The sequence below is a fragment of the Streptomyces mayonensis genome, assembly GCF_018982965.1.
Lineage (GTDB): Bacteria > Actinomycetota > Actinomycetes > Streptomycetales > Streptomycetaceae > Streptomyces > Streptomyces mayonensis.
This window is the reverse complement of sequence record NZ_JACBYP010000084.1, coordinates 18,740-36,064: the sequence shown is the minus strand read 5'-3', so window position 1 is coordinate 36,064 and position 17,325 is coordinate 18,740. Positions and strand designations below refer to the sequence as shown.

At 70.6% G+C, this 17,325-nt stretch carries 11 protein-coding genes; 5 read left to right on the top strand and 6 right to left on the bottom strand.

Features of this window, described 5'->3' with window-relative positions:
• Together HZS56_RS26530 and HZS56_RS26525 are read right to left on the bottom strand one after the other, a co-directional pair.
• Positions 1-2,768: type I polyketide synthase (locus tag HZS56_RS26530; protein WP_216723301.1), on the bottom strand; the 2,768-nt coding region annotated here is incomplete at its 3' end.
• A gap of 169 nt (positions 2,769-2,937) precedes the next feature.
• Entirely contained in the window at positions 2,938-4,005 is a 1,068-nt protein-coding gene (locus HZS56_RS26525) for a cytochrome P450 (protein ID WP_253914901.1), read from the bottom strand.
• Between the two features lie 271 nt (positions 4,006-4,276).
• Between HZS56_RS26525 and HZS56_RS26520 the strand changes: the two genes are divergently transcribed.
• Complete coding sequence (locus HZS56_RS26520) at positions 4,277-5,080, top strand: alpha/beta fold hydrolase (protein ID WP_216723300.1); 804 nt, start codon at positions 4,277-4,279, stop codon at positions 5,078-5,080.
• A 203-nt stretch (positions 5,081-5,283) separates the two neighbouring features.
• Here HZS56_RS26520 and HZS56_RS26515 read toward each other — a convergent pair whose 3' ends face one another.
• Both HZS56_RS26515 and HZS56_RS26510 read right to left on the bottom strand, forming a co-directional pair.
• Positions 5,284-6,216 carry a streptomycin biosynthesis protein gene (locus HZS56_RS26515; protein ID WP_308408162.1) on the bottom strand — a complete coding sequence of 311 codons (933 nt, stop codon included), beginning with the start codon at positions 6,214-6,216 and terminating at the stop codon, positions 5,284-5,286.
• 730 nt (positions 6,217-6,946) lie between these two features.
• Positions 6,947-7,234, bottom strand: a complete 288-nt coding sequence (locus HZS56_RS26510) for a hypothetical protein (RefSeq protein ID WP_216723298.1) — start codon at positions 7,232-7,234, stop codon at positions 6,947-6,949.
• 315 nt (positions 7,235-7,549) lie between these two features.
• Here HZS56_RS26510 and HZS56_RS26505 point away from each other — a divergent pair, with 315 nt between their 5' ends.
• From HZS56_RS26505 to HZS56_RS26495, 3 genes are all read left to right on the top strand, one after another.
• The gene (locus HZS56_RS26505; RefSeq protein ID WP_216723297.1) at positions 7,550-8,740 is read left to right on the top strand and encodes a TetR/AcrR family transcriptional regulator; all 1,191 of its coding nucleotides are present in this window, start codon (positions 7,550-7,552) and stop codon (positions 8,738-8,740) included.
• The gene (locus HZS56_RS26500; RefSeq protein WP_216723296.1) at positions 8,737-9,369 is read left to right on the top strand and encodes a transcriptional regulator; all 633 of its coding nucleotides are present in this window, start codon (positions 8,737-8,739) and stop codon (positions 9,367-9,369) included. Before HZS56_RS26505 ends, HZS56_RS26500 begins: the two co-directional genes overlap by 4 nt.
• A 92-nt stretch (positions 9,370-9,461) precedes the next feature.
• Positions 9,462-11,108 (top strand): pyruvate, phosphate dikinase, encoded by a 1,647-nt coding sequence (locus HZS56_RS26495; protein WP_216723295.1) that lies wholly within the window; start codon positions 9,462-9,464, stop codon positions 11,106-11,108.
• A 229-nt stretch (positions 11,109-11,337) separates the two neighbouring features.
• Here HZS56_RS26495 and acnA read toward each other — a convergent pair whose 3' ends face one another.
• Complete coding sequence (acnA, locus tag HZS56_RS26490) at positions 11,338-14,055, bottom strand: aconitate hydratase AcnA (RefSeq protein WP_308408161.1); 2,718 nt, start codon at positions 14,053-14,055, stop codon at positions 11,338-11,340.
• A 402-nt stretch (positions 14,056-14,457) separates the two neighbouring features.
• Between acnA and HZS56_RS26485 the strand changes: the two genes are divergently transcribed.
• On the top strand, positions 14,458-15,987 hold the full coding sequence (locus tag HZS56_RS26485) for a helix-turn-helix domain-containing protein (protein WP_216723293.1): 1,530 nt from the start codon (positions 14,458-14,460) through the stop codon (positions 15,985-15,987).
• 236 nt (positions 15,988-16,223) lie between these two features.
• On the opposite strand, the gene HZS56_RS26480 is transcribed toward HZS56_RS26485, so the two are convergent.
• On the bottom strand, positions 16,224-16,748 hold the full coding sequence (locus HZS56_RS26480; RefSeq protein ID WP_216723292.1) for a transglycosylase SLT domain-containing protein: 525 nt from the start codon (positions 16,746-16,748) through the stop codon (positions 16,224-16,226).
• Between the last annotated feature and the right edge of the window lie 577 nt (positions 16,749-17,325).

The window sequence follows — 17,325 nt, the reverse complement described above, 5'->3', positions numbered from 1 at the left end:
GCACCCCACCCCCGATCCACCGGAAAACCAGACACCACATCCCCACCCGACACCACCACATCCCACAAACCCTCCGGCGAAACCACCCCACCAGGAAAACGACAAGCCATCCCCACAATCACCACAGGATCACCGGAGGTGGATTCGCGTGACGTCTTCTCGATGGCCCGCTCGGGAGCGCTGTCGCCGGAATCCTCCTGAAGAGCGGCCAGGAAGTCGCTGAGGGCCAGGGGGGTCGGGTGGTCGAATACCGCTGTCGACGGAATGTCAAGGCCGGTCACCTCGGACAGCCGGTCCCGCAGTTCGGCCAGCATCAGTGAATCGAAGCCCGCGTCCCTGAACGCCGATCCGCCGTCGAATGCGCCCCCGCCCAGCACCTCGCGGACCACCGAGAAGACGGTCTCCTCGGCAGAGGCCCCCGAGCGCGGCATGGACCCGGACACGGGACCGTCGGCCGCTTCCGTGCCGGCCTCGGGCCACCAGTACGACTCCCGCTGGAAGGCGTACGAGGGCAGTTCGACGACCGTGGGCCGTGTGCCCGCGAAAGCGGGGCTCCAGTCGACCTGCACGCCCCGCACGTACAACTGCCCGAGGGCCGTGAGGAAGTCCGGCTCGGACGGCGAACCGTTCGGGGCGCTCCAGGCTCCCGTTTCCGGCGTACGCACGCCGAGCCGTCCCGTGGCGTCGAGACACAGGGCGTCGGCGGCGGCAGGCCTGGCGAACTCGTCGTATTCGTGGACGACTTCGCCCGCGGCGACGAGGCGGGCGCCTTCCTCCGGTGTCAGCAGGCCCCGGACGACCGCCGCGGCCACCGTGCCGGGCCCCGCCGGGGCACTCACCGCGTCCGGCCGGACGCCGTACGCACGCCAGACGGCCACGAGCGCGAGCGTGACCGCGAACACGCACGCCGTGGACGCCTCAGGACCTGGCGCGTCGGGCTCGGTGCCGCGCAGTACGCCGGTGGCGGACCGCAGGCCGCAGGGCGCGAACGCCTCGTCGTACGCGGCAAGGGCCGCCGCGAACTCGGCCGAGCGGAGCAGCAGCGCACGCCCGGCGTCAAGGAGCGCGTCGGCCGTACCCGGGAAGACGAAGGTCAGCGGCTCCCCCGACTCCGTGGCGCTGCCGGTGGTGACCGCGTCCGTCGCCGTGCCGAGGGCCACGGCCTCGAGAGCCGCCACGAAATCCTCACGGGCCGCCGCGACGACAACTGCGCGGTGGGTGAAGGCGGTTCGGGTGGTGGCCAGTGAGTAGCCGATGTCCTCGGTCCGGTCGGCGGGGTTCGCCGTCACGTGGTCCCGCAGCTTCCGTGCCTGGTCCCGCAGCGCCTGTGCGCCGCGTCCCGAGAGCACCCACGGCACGGACACCGGGAGCTGCGCGACGGCGTCGTCGGCCGGTCGGTCCGCAGCGGTCGCGGCAGTCGCCGCAGTCGCAACGGTCGCGGCGGCCGCAACGGTCGCGGCGGTAGCGGTGGTCGCAGCGGCGGACGCGGCGGGCGCCGCCGACACGACGACATGGCAGTTGGTGCCTCCCATGCTGAAGGAGGAGACCCCGGCCACCCGCTCCGTGCCCTCGCGCGCAGGCCACCGCTCGGCCCGCGTCTGCACGCACAGGCCGAGCGCGTCGAGATCGATCAGGGGGTTGGCCGACTCGAAGTTGAGGCTCGCGGGGATCACGCCGCGGGACAGGGCCAGGGTGACCTTGAGCAGGCCGGCGATGCCCGCCGCCGCCTCCAGATGGCCGATGTTGGTCTTGACCGAGCCCACCCGGAGCGGATCCCGGCCGCTTCGTCGTGCGCCGAACACCGTGCCGAGGGCGTCCGCCTCGATCGGGTCGCCCACCTTCGTGCCGGTGCCGTGGAGTTCGACGTACTGCACCTCTTCAGGGGCGACCCGGGCCTGTCGGTGGGCCGCGCGCACGGCGTCGGCCTGCGCCCCCGCGCTGGGCACGGTCAGTCCCGCGCCGCTGCCGCCGTGGTTGACGGCGCTGCCCCTGATCGTCGCGTGGACGCGGTCTCCGTCGGCCAGCGCCCGGGACAGCGGCTTGAGCACGACGAGGCCGGCGCCCTCGCCCCGTACGAACCCGTTGGCGCGCGCGTCGAAGGCACGGCTGCTGCCGTCCGGGGACAGCCCGCCGAAGGCCTCCGCCAGTTCGGCGCCGTCCTCGGTGAGGTTCAGCTGCACACCGCCGGCCAGGGCCAGGTACGACTCGCCGCCCCGCAGACTGGCGCAGGCCAGGTGCACGGCCACCAGGGACGAGGCCTGGCCCGCGTCGACGGTGAGGCTCGGACCGTGCAGGTCGAGTGCGTACGAGACGCGGTTGGCGATGACGCTGCGGTGGGTTCCCGCCATGGCGTGGTGCGAGAGCGGTGCCGCTCCTTCGCGTCGGACGACACCGGCGTAGTCGTTGGCCGAGACGCCGAGGAAGATGCCGGTGTCGCCGCCGCGCAGTCCGGCGGGGAGCAGTCCCGCCGACTCGAGGGCCTCCCAGCTCAGTTCCAGCGCCAGCCGCTGCTGCGGGTCCATGGCATTCGCCTCACGCGGCGATATGCCGAAGAAGGCGGCGTCGAACCGGTCCCGGTCGGGCAGCGTCCCCTCGTACCTGCCGGTCTCGGACGAGCGTCTGACGGCCGAGCGGCCGTCGTGCAGCAGGTGCCAGTAGTCGCCCGGCGCGGGGGCCTCGGGGAAGCGGCATGCCATGCCGATGATCGCGATCGGCTCGTCCTGCGCCGGCTCCGGCTCCGCCATGCCGTCCGCCACGTGTGCAGCCACTGTCGGTCCCCCGCCCCTTCTGATCCCTCTGATCCCTCTGATCCCGCTGGTCCCACTGATCGCGCTGGTCCCACTGATCGCGCTGGTTCTGCCGGTTCTGCTGGATCTGCCGCCGCTTCTGCTTCTGTCGGTCTTCACGGCTCCGTGTCCCGCAGGTGCCGGCGACGGCTCACCACGTCACCCGCAACGAGCTGAGGCCCCGGGTGATCAGTCCGTCCTTCCACACGACGGCGGGCGCCGCGGGCCCGTCCTCGGCCAGCCGCAGCGCGGGGAAGAACTCGAACAGTTCGAGGAGCGCCGTCCGCACCTGGAGCCGTGCCAGGGGCGCTCCGAGACAGCGGTGTATTCCGTGTCCGAAGGTGAGATGGGCCGGTGTCCTGTCGTCCCGCAGTATTTCCGGTTCGGTGAATACCTTGTCGTCGCGATTTCCGTGCAGCAGGGAGACGACCACCGCTTCACCCGCCCGTACCCGGACATCACCGAGTTCGATGTCCTCGAGAGCGACTCGCGGGAAACTGATCGCCGTCGACGGGGTGACCCGGAGCAATTCCTCGACCAACGCGTCCGCCCACGCATCGTCCTTGACGAAATCCCGGGGAATCCCCTCCTGGAGCACGACGAGTGCGGCGAGGCCGATCTGCCCGACCGTCGTCTCATAGCCGGCGGTGAGCAGCGCGAGGCCGAGGCTGACGAGTTCGGCCTGCGAGAGGACGTCGCCGTCGTGGGCCCGGATGAGGTCGGTGAGGAGGTCGTCGTCGTCCCGCAGCCGCTTGCGGTCGATCAGGGTGGACATGTAGTCGACCAGCTGGAGCCGCTGCCGGCTCTTCTCCAGATCGCTGCTGGCGGTGATGTCGAAGAGCACCTCCACCCAGGAGCCGAAGATCTCCCGGTCCTCGACGGGCACCCCGAGCAGGGCGCCCAGCACGGCCACCGGCAGTGGTGCGGCGAAGGAGGACACCAGGTCGGCGGGGCTGTCCAGGCGGCTCATGCCGGCCAGCAGATCGACTGCCGTCCGCCGCACCAGCGGGGCCATGCCGGTCATCTTGCCGGTGGTGAAGGCGGCCGCGACGATCCTGCGCAGCCGGGCGTGGTCGGTGCCGTCCAGGCTCATCACCGACGTGGGGGACGGTGCCGCAGAGTTCAGCCGTGGGGCGCCCGGTGCCACCGCGGCGGCCCTGCTGAAGCACCGGTCGGACAGCACTCGGCGGCCCAGGGCGTAGTCGCTCACCAACCACATCTCGTCACCGAGCGGCGTTCGTATTCGCTTGACCGGAACGGCGTCGGCGCCGGTCAAGAATTCCGGTAAAGGACCCAGGTGTTGTGGACGCAGTACGGCGGACAATCTGACACCTCGCCTCTTCTCGTGAAACCGACCCTCCGACCGACTCGCCCGTGCCGTGCGATATTTGGTGGCCCCGGTCCGGACGTCAGCGTAGCCGCGCACCCGAGATGTGACCACGAACGCTCGCAAAGCCTGATCGAGTACGACGAGTACGAGAGGTGACCCCGTGGATATCGCAGCCAAGCAGGGCACATTCAGCACCGGCCTGCCCCATCTCGCCTTCGGTTCCGGAAAGCCGCTGGTGTGCCTGTCCGGATTCACGATGACGCATACGGTGCCGCCCCCCGGTGCGCAGCGGCGCCGGGCGGCCCGGCTGGTGGCGCCGTTCGTCGCCGCCGGGTACGAGGTCTTCTGGACCAACCGTCGCCCCGGCATGCCGGTCGGCACGACGATCGGTGAGCTGGCCGCCGACCACGCCGAGGCACTGCGCGCGCGGTTCCCCGGTCCCGTGCCCGTACTCGGACACGGGACCGGCGGCTCGATCGCCCTGCAACTGGCGGTCGACCACCCCGACGTGGTCGACCGGCTGGTCCTGGCCTGCGCCGCGTACACCCTGGGGCCGGTCGGCAGGCGCTTTCACCGGGATCTGCTCGCGGCGGCCGAGCGGGGCCGCTCCGGCATGCATCGAGCCGCCCCCGCCCTCACCCCCAACCCGGTGCTGCAACGCCTGCTGATGGTGCCGCTGTGGATGGCGGGACGCCTGAATCCGCCGCCGCGCGACCCTTCGGACATGAGGGCGACACTGCTGGCCGAGGACGGCTTCGATGTCCGGGACCGGCTGGCCGAGGTGAGTGCCCCCACCCTTGTGCTGTGCGGTGGCCGCGACCACTTGTGGCCGCAGGAGATGTTCGACGAGACCGCGGCGGGGATACCGGGCGCACGGCTGGTGCGCTACCCCCGCGGTGGTCACAACGTCCTGGGGGCACCGGAGTTCGCCCGCGACGTCCGCGCGTTCCTCGACGCGCCCTGAGCGCGGCGACCGCCTACGAGCCGTACGCACAAGCCGTACGCACAAGCCGCGCGCTCAAGCCGTACGCACAAGCCGTACGCACAACCTGCAGGCACGCCGACGCGCCCGCACCGCGCGGCCTTGTCCGGTACCGCTCCGCGCTCCCTGTCCGCTCCCCGTCCGCTCCCCGTCCGGTTCGCGGCGGGGACTGAGGGGCAGCCGGTTCACCACGCCTCGGTCGAGGTCTCGGCCGTCCGTTCCAGCAGCCGGTCCGCGAGGCACTGCCACGCGGTGGCGCGCTCCCGGGCGAGGCGGGCCACCACCTCCTGGCGGTGGGGCGGCACCGCGTCCACGATGCGCGCCCACCCGTCCGCGTCGACCGAGCAGACCCGCAGCGCGCGCAGCAGGATCTTGCCGGCCATGGTGAGCCGCAAGGAGGGGTCCTTGCTGAGGCTCACCAACAGGACATCACTGGCCGGGCCGTCGGGCCGAAAGGAGCGCCGGGCCATCGCTCCCGAAGGGCTCTCCCGTACCACGGCCTGCCGTTGTTGCGGCGTGACCAGCGGCTCCCCCCGGTTGAGCCGGGCCCGGACATCGCTGGCGGTGGCCGCCGAGATCCCCGCGAGCCTGGCGATCTCGCGCAGGGAGGCCTCCGGGTTGGCTCTCATCAGCTCCCCCGCGCGCAGCCGTCCCTCGGCTCCGTTGCGCGGGCGCACCCGTCCGTCCCGGCCGATGCTGGTGTTCGGCTGCTCATTCTGCGCAGTCGAACGCTGCCGTACGGCCCCCACCGTGTTCGCGGCGAGCCCCACGACCTGGGCGATCCTGCGGTCGGACCACTGGGGGTGCGAGGCGACGATCCGGGCCGCGGCGGCCTTGCGGTCGGAGAGCGAAAGCGGCAGACCGTGCTCGCTGTTGAGCCGGACCGCAAGGACGAAGGCGTCCGACTCCGCGCCGTCGAAGTAGCGGACCATGATGTGGTCGTCGCCGCGCAGGAGTGCGGCACGCAGTCGGTGCGCGCCGTCGATGACACGCATCGTGGGACGATGCACCACGATGGGCGGCAGCGGTGTGTGCAGCGCCGCCAGCAGCCGGACGTGCTCCGCGTCCTCCCCGCCGGTGCGGGGACCGCCCGACGTCCGCAGGGCTTCTACGGGCACGCTCTCGGCGGCCGGTGGCAGTCCGCCCCCGGCGGCCGAGGCCGTGCCCCTCCCGCCGCCCCGCCCCTGGACATCTACACCGGACACCTCCGCCGTCCGAACGGCATGGGCTCCTAACCTACCGATCATTGATCAATCACCTCGGGGTGCGTGGTTGGGGACGGGAAGGCGATCGTGCGTCGGTGGAAATGGGCAGCCTGGCAGGGCCGCTTCTGCTGTGACGGGTGCTTCCGGTGCGGCTCAGCGACGCGTCATGCCGAGCGGGCGGAGGCGATAAGTCGATAGAACGCTCACGGTTCGGCGGCGGGCACGGGCGCCATGAAGGCGCACCGCTTCACTTTCCCTCAAGCCGTTTCGGCGCTGTTGCGCCGCGATGATTCCTCATGCAGGAAGAAGACGAAGGTCATCTCGTGACGGTAGAAATAAATCGCAGTCCGCACAGCCCTCGCATACGAACATCGCCCCCCGTTGCAGAATATTCCCGTCGATCCGATTCCTTGTTCGCCCCTCGGTCAGGGAACACCGTGACGCTGTGCAGATTTGACCGCTTTCGGGCGATGCCTGTCAAGACGAAGAGTCTGTACAGAGGATTCGACAGGCCCCTCGCAGACTGATGGATTGAACCGGCGCGGACGCCTCGGAAGCCTGATACCGCACGGCCGGCACGGTGGCGAGGGGGGCGAACCGGACGCGTCGCCTCGATGGTCCGGGACGGCGAATCATACGGTCATCACGTACGGAAGGTGATATTCCGATCCCGGCGGCGCATCTCGGCGATCAGATCCGGCCAGCTGAATCGGGCGCCGCCGTGGGACCGCTCCAGGCGGCGCAGCAAACGCCGGCGCGCCAGCCGGAATGCAATTGCGTACACCAGCAGCGTAATTCCGGGCACGACGGCCATGAATGAAAGCCCGAAAACGTAACGGGGGTGCGGCCTGTACGCCCCGAGGACAGCGCAGCGGGAAATACCCTCGATCTCGTCGCGGCTGAGGCATTCACAAGATGCTCCTTCACCCATCGATCGAGCATCCCAACCCGCGAGAAATAGAGCAATCAATTGTCCAGGGCCGTTCGACGGGAGGGCGTTCCGCAAGCCACCGAAACCACTGCCGAGACAAATAAACATCCGATTTTTGAACCGAACCCAAGTCGCTTTGTCTACTTTTCTGTCGTATCGCCGCCCCGCACGGTCCACGCTCGGATGTTCCCACCATCGGGATGTTCCGTGTATCTTCGGTCCTGGGCAAGAGACGCTTGACCGGCTGAACCGACGGCACGCACGTCGGCGACGCGGGAACGGAAGACAGCGACGTACGAACGGAAGGGGTCGCGGATGGTCCGGTTGACACGGGCTCAACAGCAGGAACGCACCCGCGGCGCCGTGCTGACCGCGGCCGAGGCCGAGTTCACCGAGCACGGGTACGCCACGGCGAAGGTGGACCGCATCGCCGAACGGGCCGAACTGACGCGTGGCGCGGTGTACTCGAACTTCCCGAGCAAACGCGCCCTCTATCTGGCCGTGCTGATCGACATGGCAGAGCGCGCCGCCGCCGCGGAGCACGGCACCGCCGACGGGATCCGTTCCCCGGCAGCGTCCCGGGCGGGCGGGCGGCCGCACACCCGTACCTCCACCGCCGAGGCCCTGGGGGCCTTCGCCCGCATCCGGCTCGAACGGCTGCCGCTGGCCGGCCAAAGCCCCTCCGCCGACTCGGCCGACTCGGCACACCTGGGCTCAGTGACCGAGGTGCTCGACGACAAACCGATCCGTGCCGCGTTCGACCAAGTGACCCGCCTGGAAGCTCTGTTGCTGGCACTCGCGCTCGAGTCACCGGACTCGCACGCCCGCACCGGCACACCGCCCGCGCGACAGGTACGACGGGCTCAGCTGGTCCTGCGGCTGCTGGACGGTCCGGGCGCCTCGGCGGATCCCGCCCTCGGATTCGGCGATCCCTTCGACATCGCACAGGCCTGCGCGCACCTGGGCGGGCTCGCCCTGGCCGACACCTGGAACCCCCCGCACCTGCCCTACGTCCCGCCCGCGCGAGCCAGCCGGGACCGCTGGGACCCGCCCGGTGAGCTGCGGGACCTGCTCAGCGGGCGCATGGTCGGTTTCACCGAGCCCGGAGTGATCACGGTCCTGGGCACCCACCGCCTCGAAGCCGCGGAAGAGGCCGTCCGCAGCGCGCGGGCCGGTGATCTGGTCACGGTGGCCGTCACCACGGCCGACCACGCCGAGACCGGACGCCTGGTCCGTCTGAGGATCGGTGACTTCGCCCGCTGCCTGGGGCGCGCCTTCGGCCCCGGCAGCCGGCCGCGTCTGCGCCTCGTCCTCGACGAGCGCGGCCTGCTGGCATCGGCCGTCGGCGTACCGGACGCCGACGACACCACCGAGTACGCGGTCCGCGTACGGCACGACACGATCGTCACCCGAGCCCAAGGACCGGGTGCCGCGCATGCCGCGGCCACCCACGACCTCACCACCGCAGACGTTTCCCACACCACACCCGATGGGGCCGCGCCATGACCCAACCCGTTTCGTCCCACGCCACCAGCACCGATCTGCTGGTGCTCCACACCCTTCGCTGCATCGGCTTCTCGGGCCTGTCCGCAGTGGCCGGGGCGACAGGACTGTCCGAGTCCGACGTCGAGTCGGAACTCATCGACCTCGCCGTCGCCGGACTCGTCACGCGCACCGCGGGCGACTTCGGCGGCTGGGGTCTCACGGACGCGGGCCGCGCCACGGACGCCGAGCGGATCGCCGAAGAGGTCGCGACGGCCGGTGTGCGGCCCGTTCTGACCTCGGCCTTCGACCGGTTCCTCGTCCTCAACCCCGAGCTCCTCGACCTCTGCACGGCATGGCAGACCCGCACCGTCAACGGCGCCATGGCGATGAACGACCACAGCGACTCCTCCTACGACGCCCGTGTCCTCGACCGCTTCACGGAGTTCCACCAGCGTGCCGAGCCCCTGTGCACGGAGCTGTCCGCTGCCCTGCTCCGGTTCCATCGCTATCCGGTCCGGCTCGCCGACGCGCTCGCCCGCGCGAGGTCCGGCGCGCTGGAGTACCTGACGGACAGCACCGCCTCGTACCACACCGTCTGGTTCCAGCTGCACGAGGACCTGCTGGCCACGCTCGGCATCCCGCGCCACTGAACCCACTGAATCCACTGAACCCACCGGCCGCCGTCCGTGGCCCCTCTCCCCCGCAGCCGAAGCAGCAGAGGCGACGCAGAGATGACAACGCGATGACCTGGATTCACCCGCTCTCGGCAGAGGTCGAGGAGACCGTGGACGTCCTCGGCGGCAAAGCGCACGGGCTCATCGTGCTCCGACGTCTGGGGCTGCCCGTGCCACCGGGGTTCGTCATCGGTACGGAGGCCTGCCGTGCCTACCTCCGCACCGGGCGGCTGCCTCACGGCCTCACCGCCGAACTCGCGGCCGCCGTGGCCGAGTTGGAGTCCGTCACGGACCGCCAGCTCGGCGGCTCGGAGCGTCCGCTGGCCGTGTCGGTCCGCTCCGGCGGCAAGGTGTCGATGCCCGGCATGATGAGCACCGTCCTCAACCTGGGGCTCACCTCCGGGGCGACGGCCGCACTGGCCGACGAGATGGGCGACCCGCGTTTCGCGCTGGACTCGCGGCTGCGGTTCCTGACCAGCTTCGCGTCCCAGGTCGTCGGGGTGGGCCAGGAGAGCCTGGCGAGCGTGGACCGGGCGATCGCCGGGCGCGACGGCGACCCGGGCGCCTTCGAGACGGCGATCCGCGAGGTCGAGCGGCTCATCCGCGAGCGGAGCGGCGAGCCCGTTCCCGAGGAAGCGGCCCGGCAGTTGGAACTCGCCGTCGAGGCGGTGTTCTCGTCGTGGGACACGCCGCGCGCCAGGACCTACCGCGCCCTGCACGACATCCCCGGCGACCTCGGCACGGCCGTGACCGTCCAGGCGATGGTGTTCGGCAACCGCGACGAGCACAGCGGTACGGGCGTCGCCTTCAGCCGTGATCCCAACACCGGGGAGCACGTCCCGTTCGGCGAGGTCCTGTTCGGCCGCCAGGGCGAGGACGTCGTCTCCGGCACCTCGCTGACCGGACCCCTGCGCGAGCTGGCCGACCGGGAACCCGCCGTATGGGCCCGCCTGCTGACCGCCCTGGACCAGTTGGAGGAGCACTACCGCGACGCGTGTTACGTCGAGTTCACCTTCGAGGCGGGCGAGTTGTTCATCCTCCAGGTGCGTCCCGGGCGATTCGTCGGGCGTGCCGCGGTGCGGGTCGCGGTCGACCTCGCCGAGGCCGGGACGATCGGACGCGACGAGGCGCTGTTGCGCGTCTCACCGCAGCATCTCGCCCAGGTGCGGACGCCGCGGATCACGGCGGTCGACCCCCGGAACGTCTTCACCCGAGGGCTCGGAGCCTCTCCGGGAGTCGCCGTCGGCCGGGTGGCGACCACCGCCGACAGCGCGGCGCGGATGGCGGCGGGCGGACCGGTCGTCCTGCTGCGCCCGGAGACCTCCCCGCTCGACATGCACGGCCTGGCCGCCGCGACCGGGGTGGTCACCGCACGCGGCGGGCCCACCAGTCACGCGGCCGTGGTGGCGCGGGCGATGGGAAAGCCCGCCGTCGTGGGGGCCACGGGCCTCACCGTCGACGCCGCCGACGGCTGTGTCCGGGCGGGAGGGCGCACCCTGCCCGAAGGCACGCTCATCGCTGTCGACGGAACGGGCGGCGAGGTCGTCGTGGGTGAGCCCCACGTCGTCGCGGCCGCGACCGACCCTCACCTGCACCAGCTGCTCGGCTGGGCGGACGACGTCGCGAGCGGCGCGGACGGCGACCGTGACGAGACGGAACGCCTGTCCTCGGCGCAGGCCGTCCTGCGTGGTGCCGGCCAGGGGACGCCCGGCTGACCCCGCGGCCCCCGGCAGGGGCAGTGGCTCCGGGTACGGGGCACTCCGAGTGCGACGGGACACGACAGAACGCCCGACACCCCACAGAAGAACCCCGCGCCTGGTGTCAGGTGCGGGGTTCTTCGTCGGGCCCGGCGCCTTGGAAGGTGCCGGGCCCGTCGCGCGCGTGAGCGCCCCGCCCCCGCGCGCGAGGCGCAGGCGCAGGCGCAGGGCGCTCCTTCACATCAGGTCAGGAAGCGACCAGTTGGCGCATCACGTACTGCAGGATGCCGCCGTTGCGGTAGTAGTCGGCCTCGCCCGGGGTGTCGATGCGGACGACCGCGTCGAACTCGACGCCAGTGTCGGTGGTGACCTTCACCGTGCGCGGGGTGGTGCCGTCGTTCAGCTCGGTCACGCCGGAGACGGAGAAGGTCTCCTCGCCGGTCAGGCCGAGGGACTCGGCGGTGCGTCCCTCCGGGAACTGGAGCGGCAGGACGCCCATGCCGATGAGGTTCGAGCGGTGGATGCGCTCGTAGGACTCGGCGATGACGGCCTTGACGCCGAGGAGCGCGGTGCCCTTGGCGGCCCAGTCGCGGGACGAGCCGGAGCCGTACTCCTTGCCGGCCAGGACGACGAGCGGAATGTCCTGCTCGATGTAGTTGCGGGAGGCGTCGTAGATGAACGACACCGGACCGCCGTCCTTGGTGAAGTCGCGCGTGTAGCCGCCCTCGGTGCCCGGCGCGATCTGGTTGCGCAGGCGGATGTTGGCGAAGGTGCCGCGGATCATGATCTCGTGGTTGCCGCGCCGCGAGCCGTAGCTGTTGAAGTCGCGGCGCTCGACGCCGTGCTCGGTGAGGTACTTGCCGGCCGGGGTGTCGGCCTTGATGGCGCCGGCGGGCGAGATGTGGTCCGTCGTCACCGAGTCACCGAGCTTGGCGAGCACACGGGCGCCGGCGATGTCCTCGACCGGGGCCGGCTCCATGCCCATGCCCTCGAAGTACGGGGGCTTGCGCACGTAGGTGGACTCGGCGTCCCACTCGAAGGTGTCGCCGGTCGGGATGGACAGCGCCTGCCACTGGGCGTCGCCCGCGAAGACGTCGCTGTAGGACTTGGAGAACATGTCCTCGCCGATGGCGTTGGCGACGACGTCGTTGACCTCGGCCTCCGAGGGCCAGATGTCCTTGAGGAAGACCGGGTTGCCGTCCTGGTCGGTGCCCAGGGCGTCCTTGGTGATGTCGACCTTCATGGAGCCGGCGAGGGCGTAGGCGACGACCAGCGGCGGGGACGCCAGGTAGTTCATCTTGACGTCGGGGTTGATCCGGCCCTCGAAGTTGCGGTTGCCGGAGAGCACCGAGGTGACGGCGAGGTCGTGGTCGTTGACGGCCTTGGAGACCTCCTCCGGCAGCGGGCCGGAGTTGCCGATGCAGGTGGTGCAGCCGTAGCCGACGAGGTTGAAGCCGACCTTGTCGAGGTAGGGCGTCAGGCCCGCCTTCTCGAAGTAGTCGGTGACGACCTTGGAGCCCGGGGCGAGGGTGGTCTTGACCCACGGCTTGCGGGTCAGGCCCTTCTCGACCGCCTTCTTGGCGACCAGGGCGGCGGCGACCATGACGTACGGGTTGGAGGTGTTGGTGCAGGAGGTGATGGCCGCGACCGTCACCGCACCGTGGTCCAGCTCGTAGGAGGTGCCGTCGGGGGCGGTCACGCGGACCGGGTTGGACGGGGCGCCGTTCGGGGTGACGGCCGGGGAGTCGGAGGCCGGGAAGGACTCCTTGCCCGCCTCGTCCACCACGTCCACGTAGTTGAGGACGTCGCTCTTGAACTGCTGGGCGGCGCCTGCGAGGACGATGCGGTCCTGCGGGCGCTTCGGGCCGGCGATGGAGGGCACGACCGTGGAGAGGTCCAGCTCCAGCTTCTCGGAGAAGTCCGGCTCGGCCTTCGGGTCCAGCCAGAGGCCCTGCTCCTTGGCGTACGCCTCGACGAGCGCGACCTGCTGCTCGCTGCGGCCGGTCAGGCGCATGTAGTTCAGCGTCTCGCCGTCGATCGGGAAGATCGCGGCGGTGGAGCCGAACTCCGGCGACATGTTGCCGATGGTGGCGCGGTTGGCGAGGCTGGTGGCGGCCACGCCCTCGCCGTAGAACTCGACGAACTTGCCGACGACGCCGTGCTTGCGCAGCATCTCGGTGATGGTCAGCACCAGGTCGGTGGCGGTGGTGCCGGGGGTGAGCTCGCCGGTCAGCTTGAAGCCGACGACGCGCGGGATGAGCATCGACACCGGCTGGCCGAGCATCGCGGCCTCGGCCTCGATGCCGCCGACGCCCCAGCCGAGGACGCCGAGGCCGTTGACCATGGTGGTGTGCGAGTCGGTGCCGACCAGGGTGTCCGGGTAGGCCCTGCCGTCCCGGGTCATGACGACGCGGGCCAGGTGCTCGATGTTCACCTGGTGGACGATGCCGGTGCCCGGCGGCACGACCTTGAAGTCGTCGAAGGCGGTCTGGCCCCAGCGCAGGAACTGGTAGCGCTCCTTGTTGCGGCCGTACTCCAGGTCGACGTTCTGCTTGAACGCGTCGTTGGTGCCGAACTTGTCGGCGATGACGGAGTGGTCGATGACCATCTCGGCCGGGGAGAGCGGGTTGATCTTGTTGGCGTCGCCGCCCAGCTCCTTGACGGCCTCACGCATGGTGGCGAGGTCGACGACACAGGGCACGCCGGTGAAGTCCTGCATGATCACGCGGGCCGGCGTGAACTGGATCTCCTCCGACGGCTGGGCCTGCGAGTCCCAGCCCCCGAGGGCGCGGATGTGGTCGGCGGTGATGTTCGCGCCGTCCTCGGTACGGAGCAGGTTCTCCAGCAGGACCTTCAGGCTGTAGGGAAGGCGCGCGGAGCCCTCGACCTTGTCCAGCCGGAAGATCTCGTACGACTCGTCGCCCACCTGCAGCGTGCTGCGGGCGTCGAAGCTGTTCGCCGACACGACAGTCTCCTTCATTCATGTGCGCGTACCACCGCATCCTGCCGCCACGCCGCCCTGGCAAATCCGCTGAGGCAAGGCTAAGTTAGGTAGCCCTTACCAGGGTGGCGGCCGCGGTGCGCCTCGGCAGATATCTCGATGTCGAGATAACTCTAGTACATAGGGGCGGCCCGGTCATGCCCGGGCGCCATGTGGCGTGCGCCCCGCCACACCCCTCCCGGGTGACCCGTACGCCCGCCGCTACGCCGAATCGTGAGCATCCCCTTCCAAACCGGACTTCCATACCGGACGCCGCGCGGCGGCGAACAGCCGCCGCCGAAGCGCTGACGAGGCGTTTTTGACCCCGCGTCACCCGAATGGACCCCCCGAGAGGCGCGATCTCATATCTGAGATAGCCTCAAGCTCATGGCAGACGACTACCTCGTACGCATCGGCAGGCTCATCCGTGACGCCCGGCAGCACCGCGGCTGGACGCAGTCACAGCTCGCGGAGGCGCTCAACACCAGCCAGAGCGCCGTCAACCGCATCGAGCGCGGCAACCAGAACATCAGCCTTGAGATGATCGCCCGGATCGGCGAAGCGCTGGACAGCGAGATCGTCTCCCTCGGCTACGCGGGTCCGATGCACCTGCGGGTGGTCGGCGGCCGACGCCTCTCGGGCGCCATCGACGTCAAGACCAGCAAGAACGCCTGCGTGGCGCTGCTGTGCGCGTCCCTGCTCAACAAGGGACGCACGGTGCTGCGCCGGGTGGCCCGCATCGAGGAGGTCTACCGCCTCCTGGAGGTGCTGGGCTCCGTCGGCGTGCGCACCCGCTGGATCAACGACGGCGTCGACCTCGAGATCGTACCGCCGGCCGAGCTGGACATGGAGGCCATCGACGCCGAGGCGGCCGTCCGCACCCGCTCCATCATCATGTTCCTCGGCCCGCTGCTGCACCGCATGGACCGCTTCCGGCTGCCCTACGCCGGCGGCTGCGACCTCGGCACCCGCACCATCGAGCCGCACATGATCGCGCTGCGCCGCTTCGGCCTGGACGTCGCCGCGACCGAGGGGCACTACCACGCGGTGGTCGACCGCTCCGTCCGCCCGGACCGCCCGATCGTGCTGACCGAGCGCGGCGACACGGTCACGGAGAACGCCCTCCTGGCCGCCGCCCGCCACGACGGCGTCACGGTCATCCGCAACGCCTCCTCCAACTACATGGTCCAGGACCTCTGCTTCTTCCTGGAGGCCCTCGGCGTCCGCGTCGAAGGCATCGGCACCACCACCCTCACCGTGCACGGCATGCCGGTCATCGACGCCGACGTGGACTACTCCCCCTCCGAGGACCCGGTCGAGGCGATGAGCCTGCTGGCGGCCGCCGTGGTCACGGAGTCCGAGCTGACCGTCCGCCGGGTCCCGATCGAGTTCCTGGAGATCGAGCTGGCGGTCCTGGAGGAAATGGGCCTCGACCACGACCGCACGCCGGAGTACTTCGCGGACAACGGCCGCACCCGCCTGGTGGACCTCACGGTGCGCCCCTCGAAACTCGAGGCGCCCATCGACAAGATCCACCCGATGCCCTTCCCAGGCCTGAACATCGACAACGTCCCCTTCTTCGCGGCCATCGCGGCCTCGGCGCAGGGCCAGACCCTCATCCACGACTGGGTCTACGACAACCGCGCCATCTACCTCACCGACCTCAACCGCCTGGGCGGCCGCCTCCAGCTCCTGGACCCGCACCGCGTCCTGGTCGAGGGCCCCACCCGCTGGCGCGCCGCCGAGATGATGTGCCCGCCGGCCCTGCGCCCGGCGGTGGTCGTCCTCCTGGCGATGATGGCCGCCGAGGGCACCTCGGTCCTGCGCAACGTCTACGTCATCAACCGCGGCTACGAGGACCTCGCGGAGCGGCTGAACTCGATCGGGGCGCAGATCGACATCTTCCGGGACATCTGAAGGGGTTCCGAAAGGACGCCGTCATCCCCTGTCGGACCTGAATGAACGCGAGGCCGCAGCGAGGCCGCAGGGGACGTGGTGGCACCTGTGGGACCTTTCCCGGACGCACCGGGTGCGACGCGGGCGGGGCCGGAGGGGCATGTCGTCCCTCCGGCCCCGCCGTGCTGCCTGGGCCCCGCCGGCCTCCGCGCGGGACCGGTCGTCCCGGGGGCTCAGGCGGTCGGTGGGTCCGCCGGTCAGTAGGCGGAGTCGACGTTGTCCATGGAGCCGTACTTGTCGGCCGCGTAGTTGCAGGCGGCGACGATGTTGGCGACCGGGTCGGTGATGGAGTCCTTCGTGCCCTTGACGTGGTAGGCGTCGAAGGTGGGCTGGATCGTCTGGAGCAGGCCCTTCGAGGGGATGCCGTTCTGGGCGTTGACGTCCCAGTCGTTCTGCGCAGTCGGGTTGCCGGACGACTCGCGCATGATGTTGCGGTGCAGGCCCTCGTAGGTGCCCGGGATCTTCTTGGCGTCCATGACGTCCAGGGCGGTGCGGATCCAGCCGTCGAGGTCGTCGCCGTGCTTCTTCTCGCCGGCCTTGACGATGTCCTTGATCTTGTCGGTCTGGGTCTGGGTCTGGGTCTGCGCGGTGGCGGCCTTGGCCGGCTCGGCGGCGTGCGCCGGGCTCGGGACGAGGCTGAGGGTGACGGCGGCGGCGCCCGCAGCGGCGAGGGAGGCCACGGCGGACTTGCGGAAGACGGGGCGGCGCATGGTGGCGTGCACGGGTGTACCTCTCCATTCGGGAACGTGATGGGGAGGCCGACGGGGGGTCGGCGACGCGGTGTCCGCGTTGGACGCGGCTTCGCGTCATCAGGGCCGGTGTCTGGATCACGGACGGTTCTTCCCGTCCGGTCCCGGCGCTCGGCTCCCCGGTACGCCGAACACCCTGCGGAACGCTCCGGCGCCGCGACAAGTGTGTGACCTACTACGCCGCTTCGCAGACCGGCCGCCCGACCCGTCCGGACGGCCGACGACCATGCGGGCGAGCGGCCGTCGGGCGTCTACTAACCCCGGCCCCATGTGACGTGAGCCCTGTGCGCGCCCTCACAGAGCCGGTCACCTGGCGGCCACCTCTCGTCACCCTGGGGAAGCGAGTGCCTCACTCGCCGAAGCGGCGCAGTCACCTTTCGGAGGCACTGTCGGCCGTCCAGCAGAAGCAGACCGGGTTCACGCTCGGCGCCCGACTCGACACCCATGAGCGTCCTGGCGCGAAAGCGTGAAGCACCGTCGGTCTCGAGCGTCATCGTGACGCCCACAGGACAGTCGAGCGTCACGATCGCGATGAGGTCGCGTCCCTCCG

Coding starts and splice junctions, on each gene's coding strand:
- HZS56_RS26525 (WP_253914901.1), bottom strand. CDS start 4,005: ATGTGGTTGGTGAGCGACTACGCCCTGGGCCGCCGAGTGCTGTCCGAC.
- HZS56_RS26510 (WP_216723298.1), bottom strand. CDS start 7,234: ATGGGTGAAGGAGCATCTTGTGAATGCCTCAGCCGCGACGAGATCGAG.
- HZS56_RS26505 (WP_216723297.1), top strand. CDS start 7,550: ATGGTCCGGTTGACACGGGCTCAACAGCAGGAACGCACCCGCGGCGCC.
- HZS56_RS26500 (WP_216723296.1), top strand. CDS start 8,737: ATGACCCAACCCGTTTCGTCCCACGCCACCAGCACCGATCTGCTGGTG.
- HZS56_RS26495 (WP_216723295.1), top strand. CDS start 9,462: ATGACCTGGATTCACCCGCTCTCGGCAGAGGTCGAGGAGACCGTGGAC.
- HZS56_RS26485 (WP_216723293.1), top strand. CDS start 14,458: ATGGCAGACGACTACCTCGTACGCATCGGCAGGCTCATCCGTGACGCC.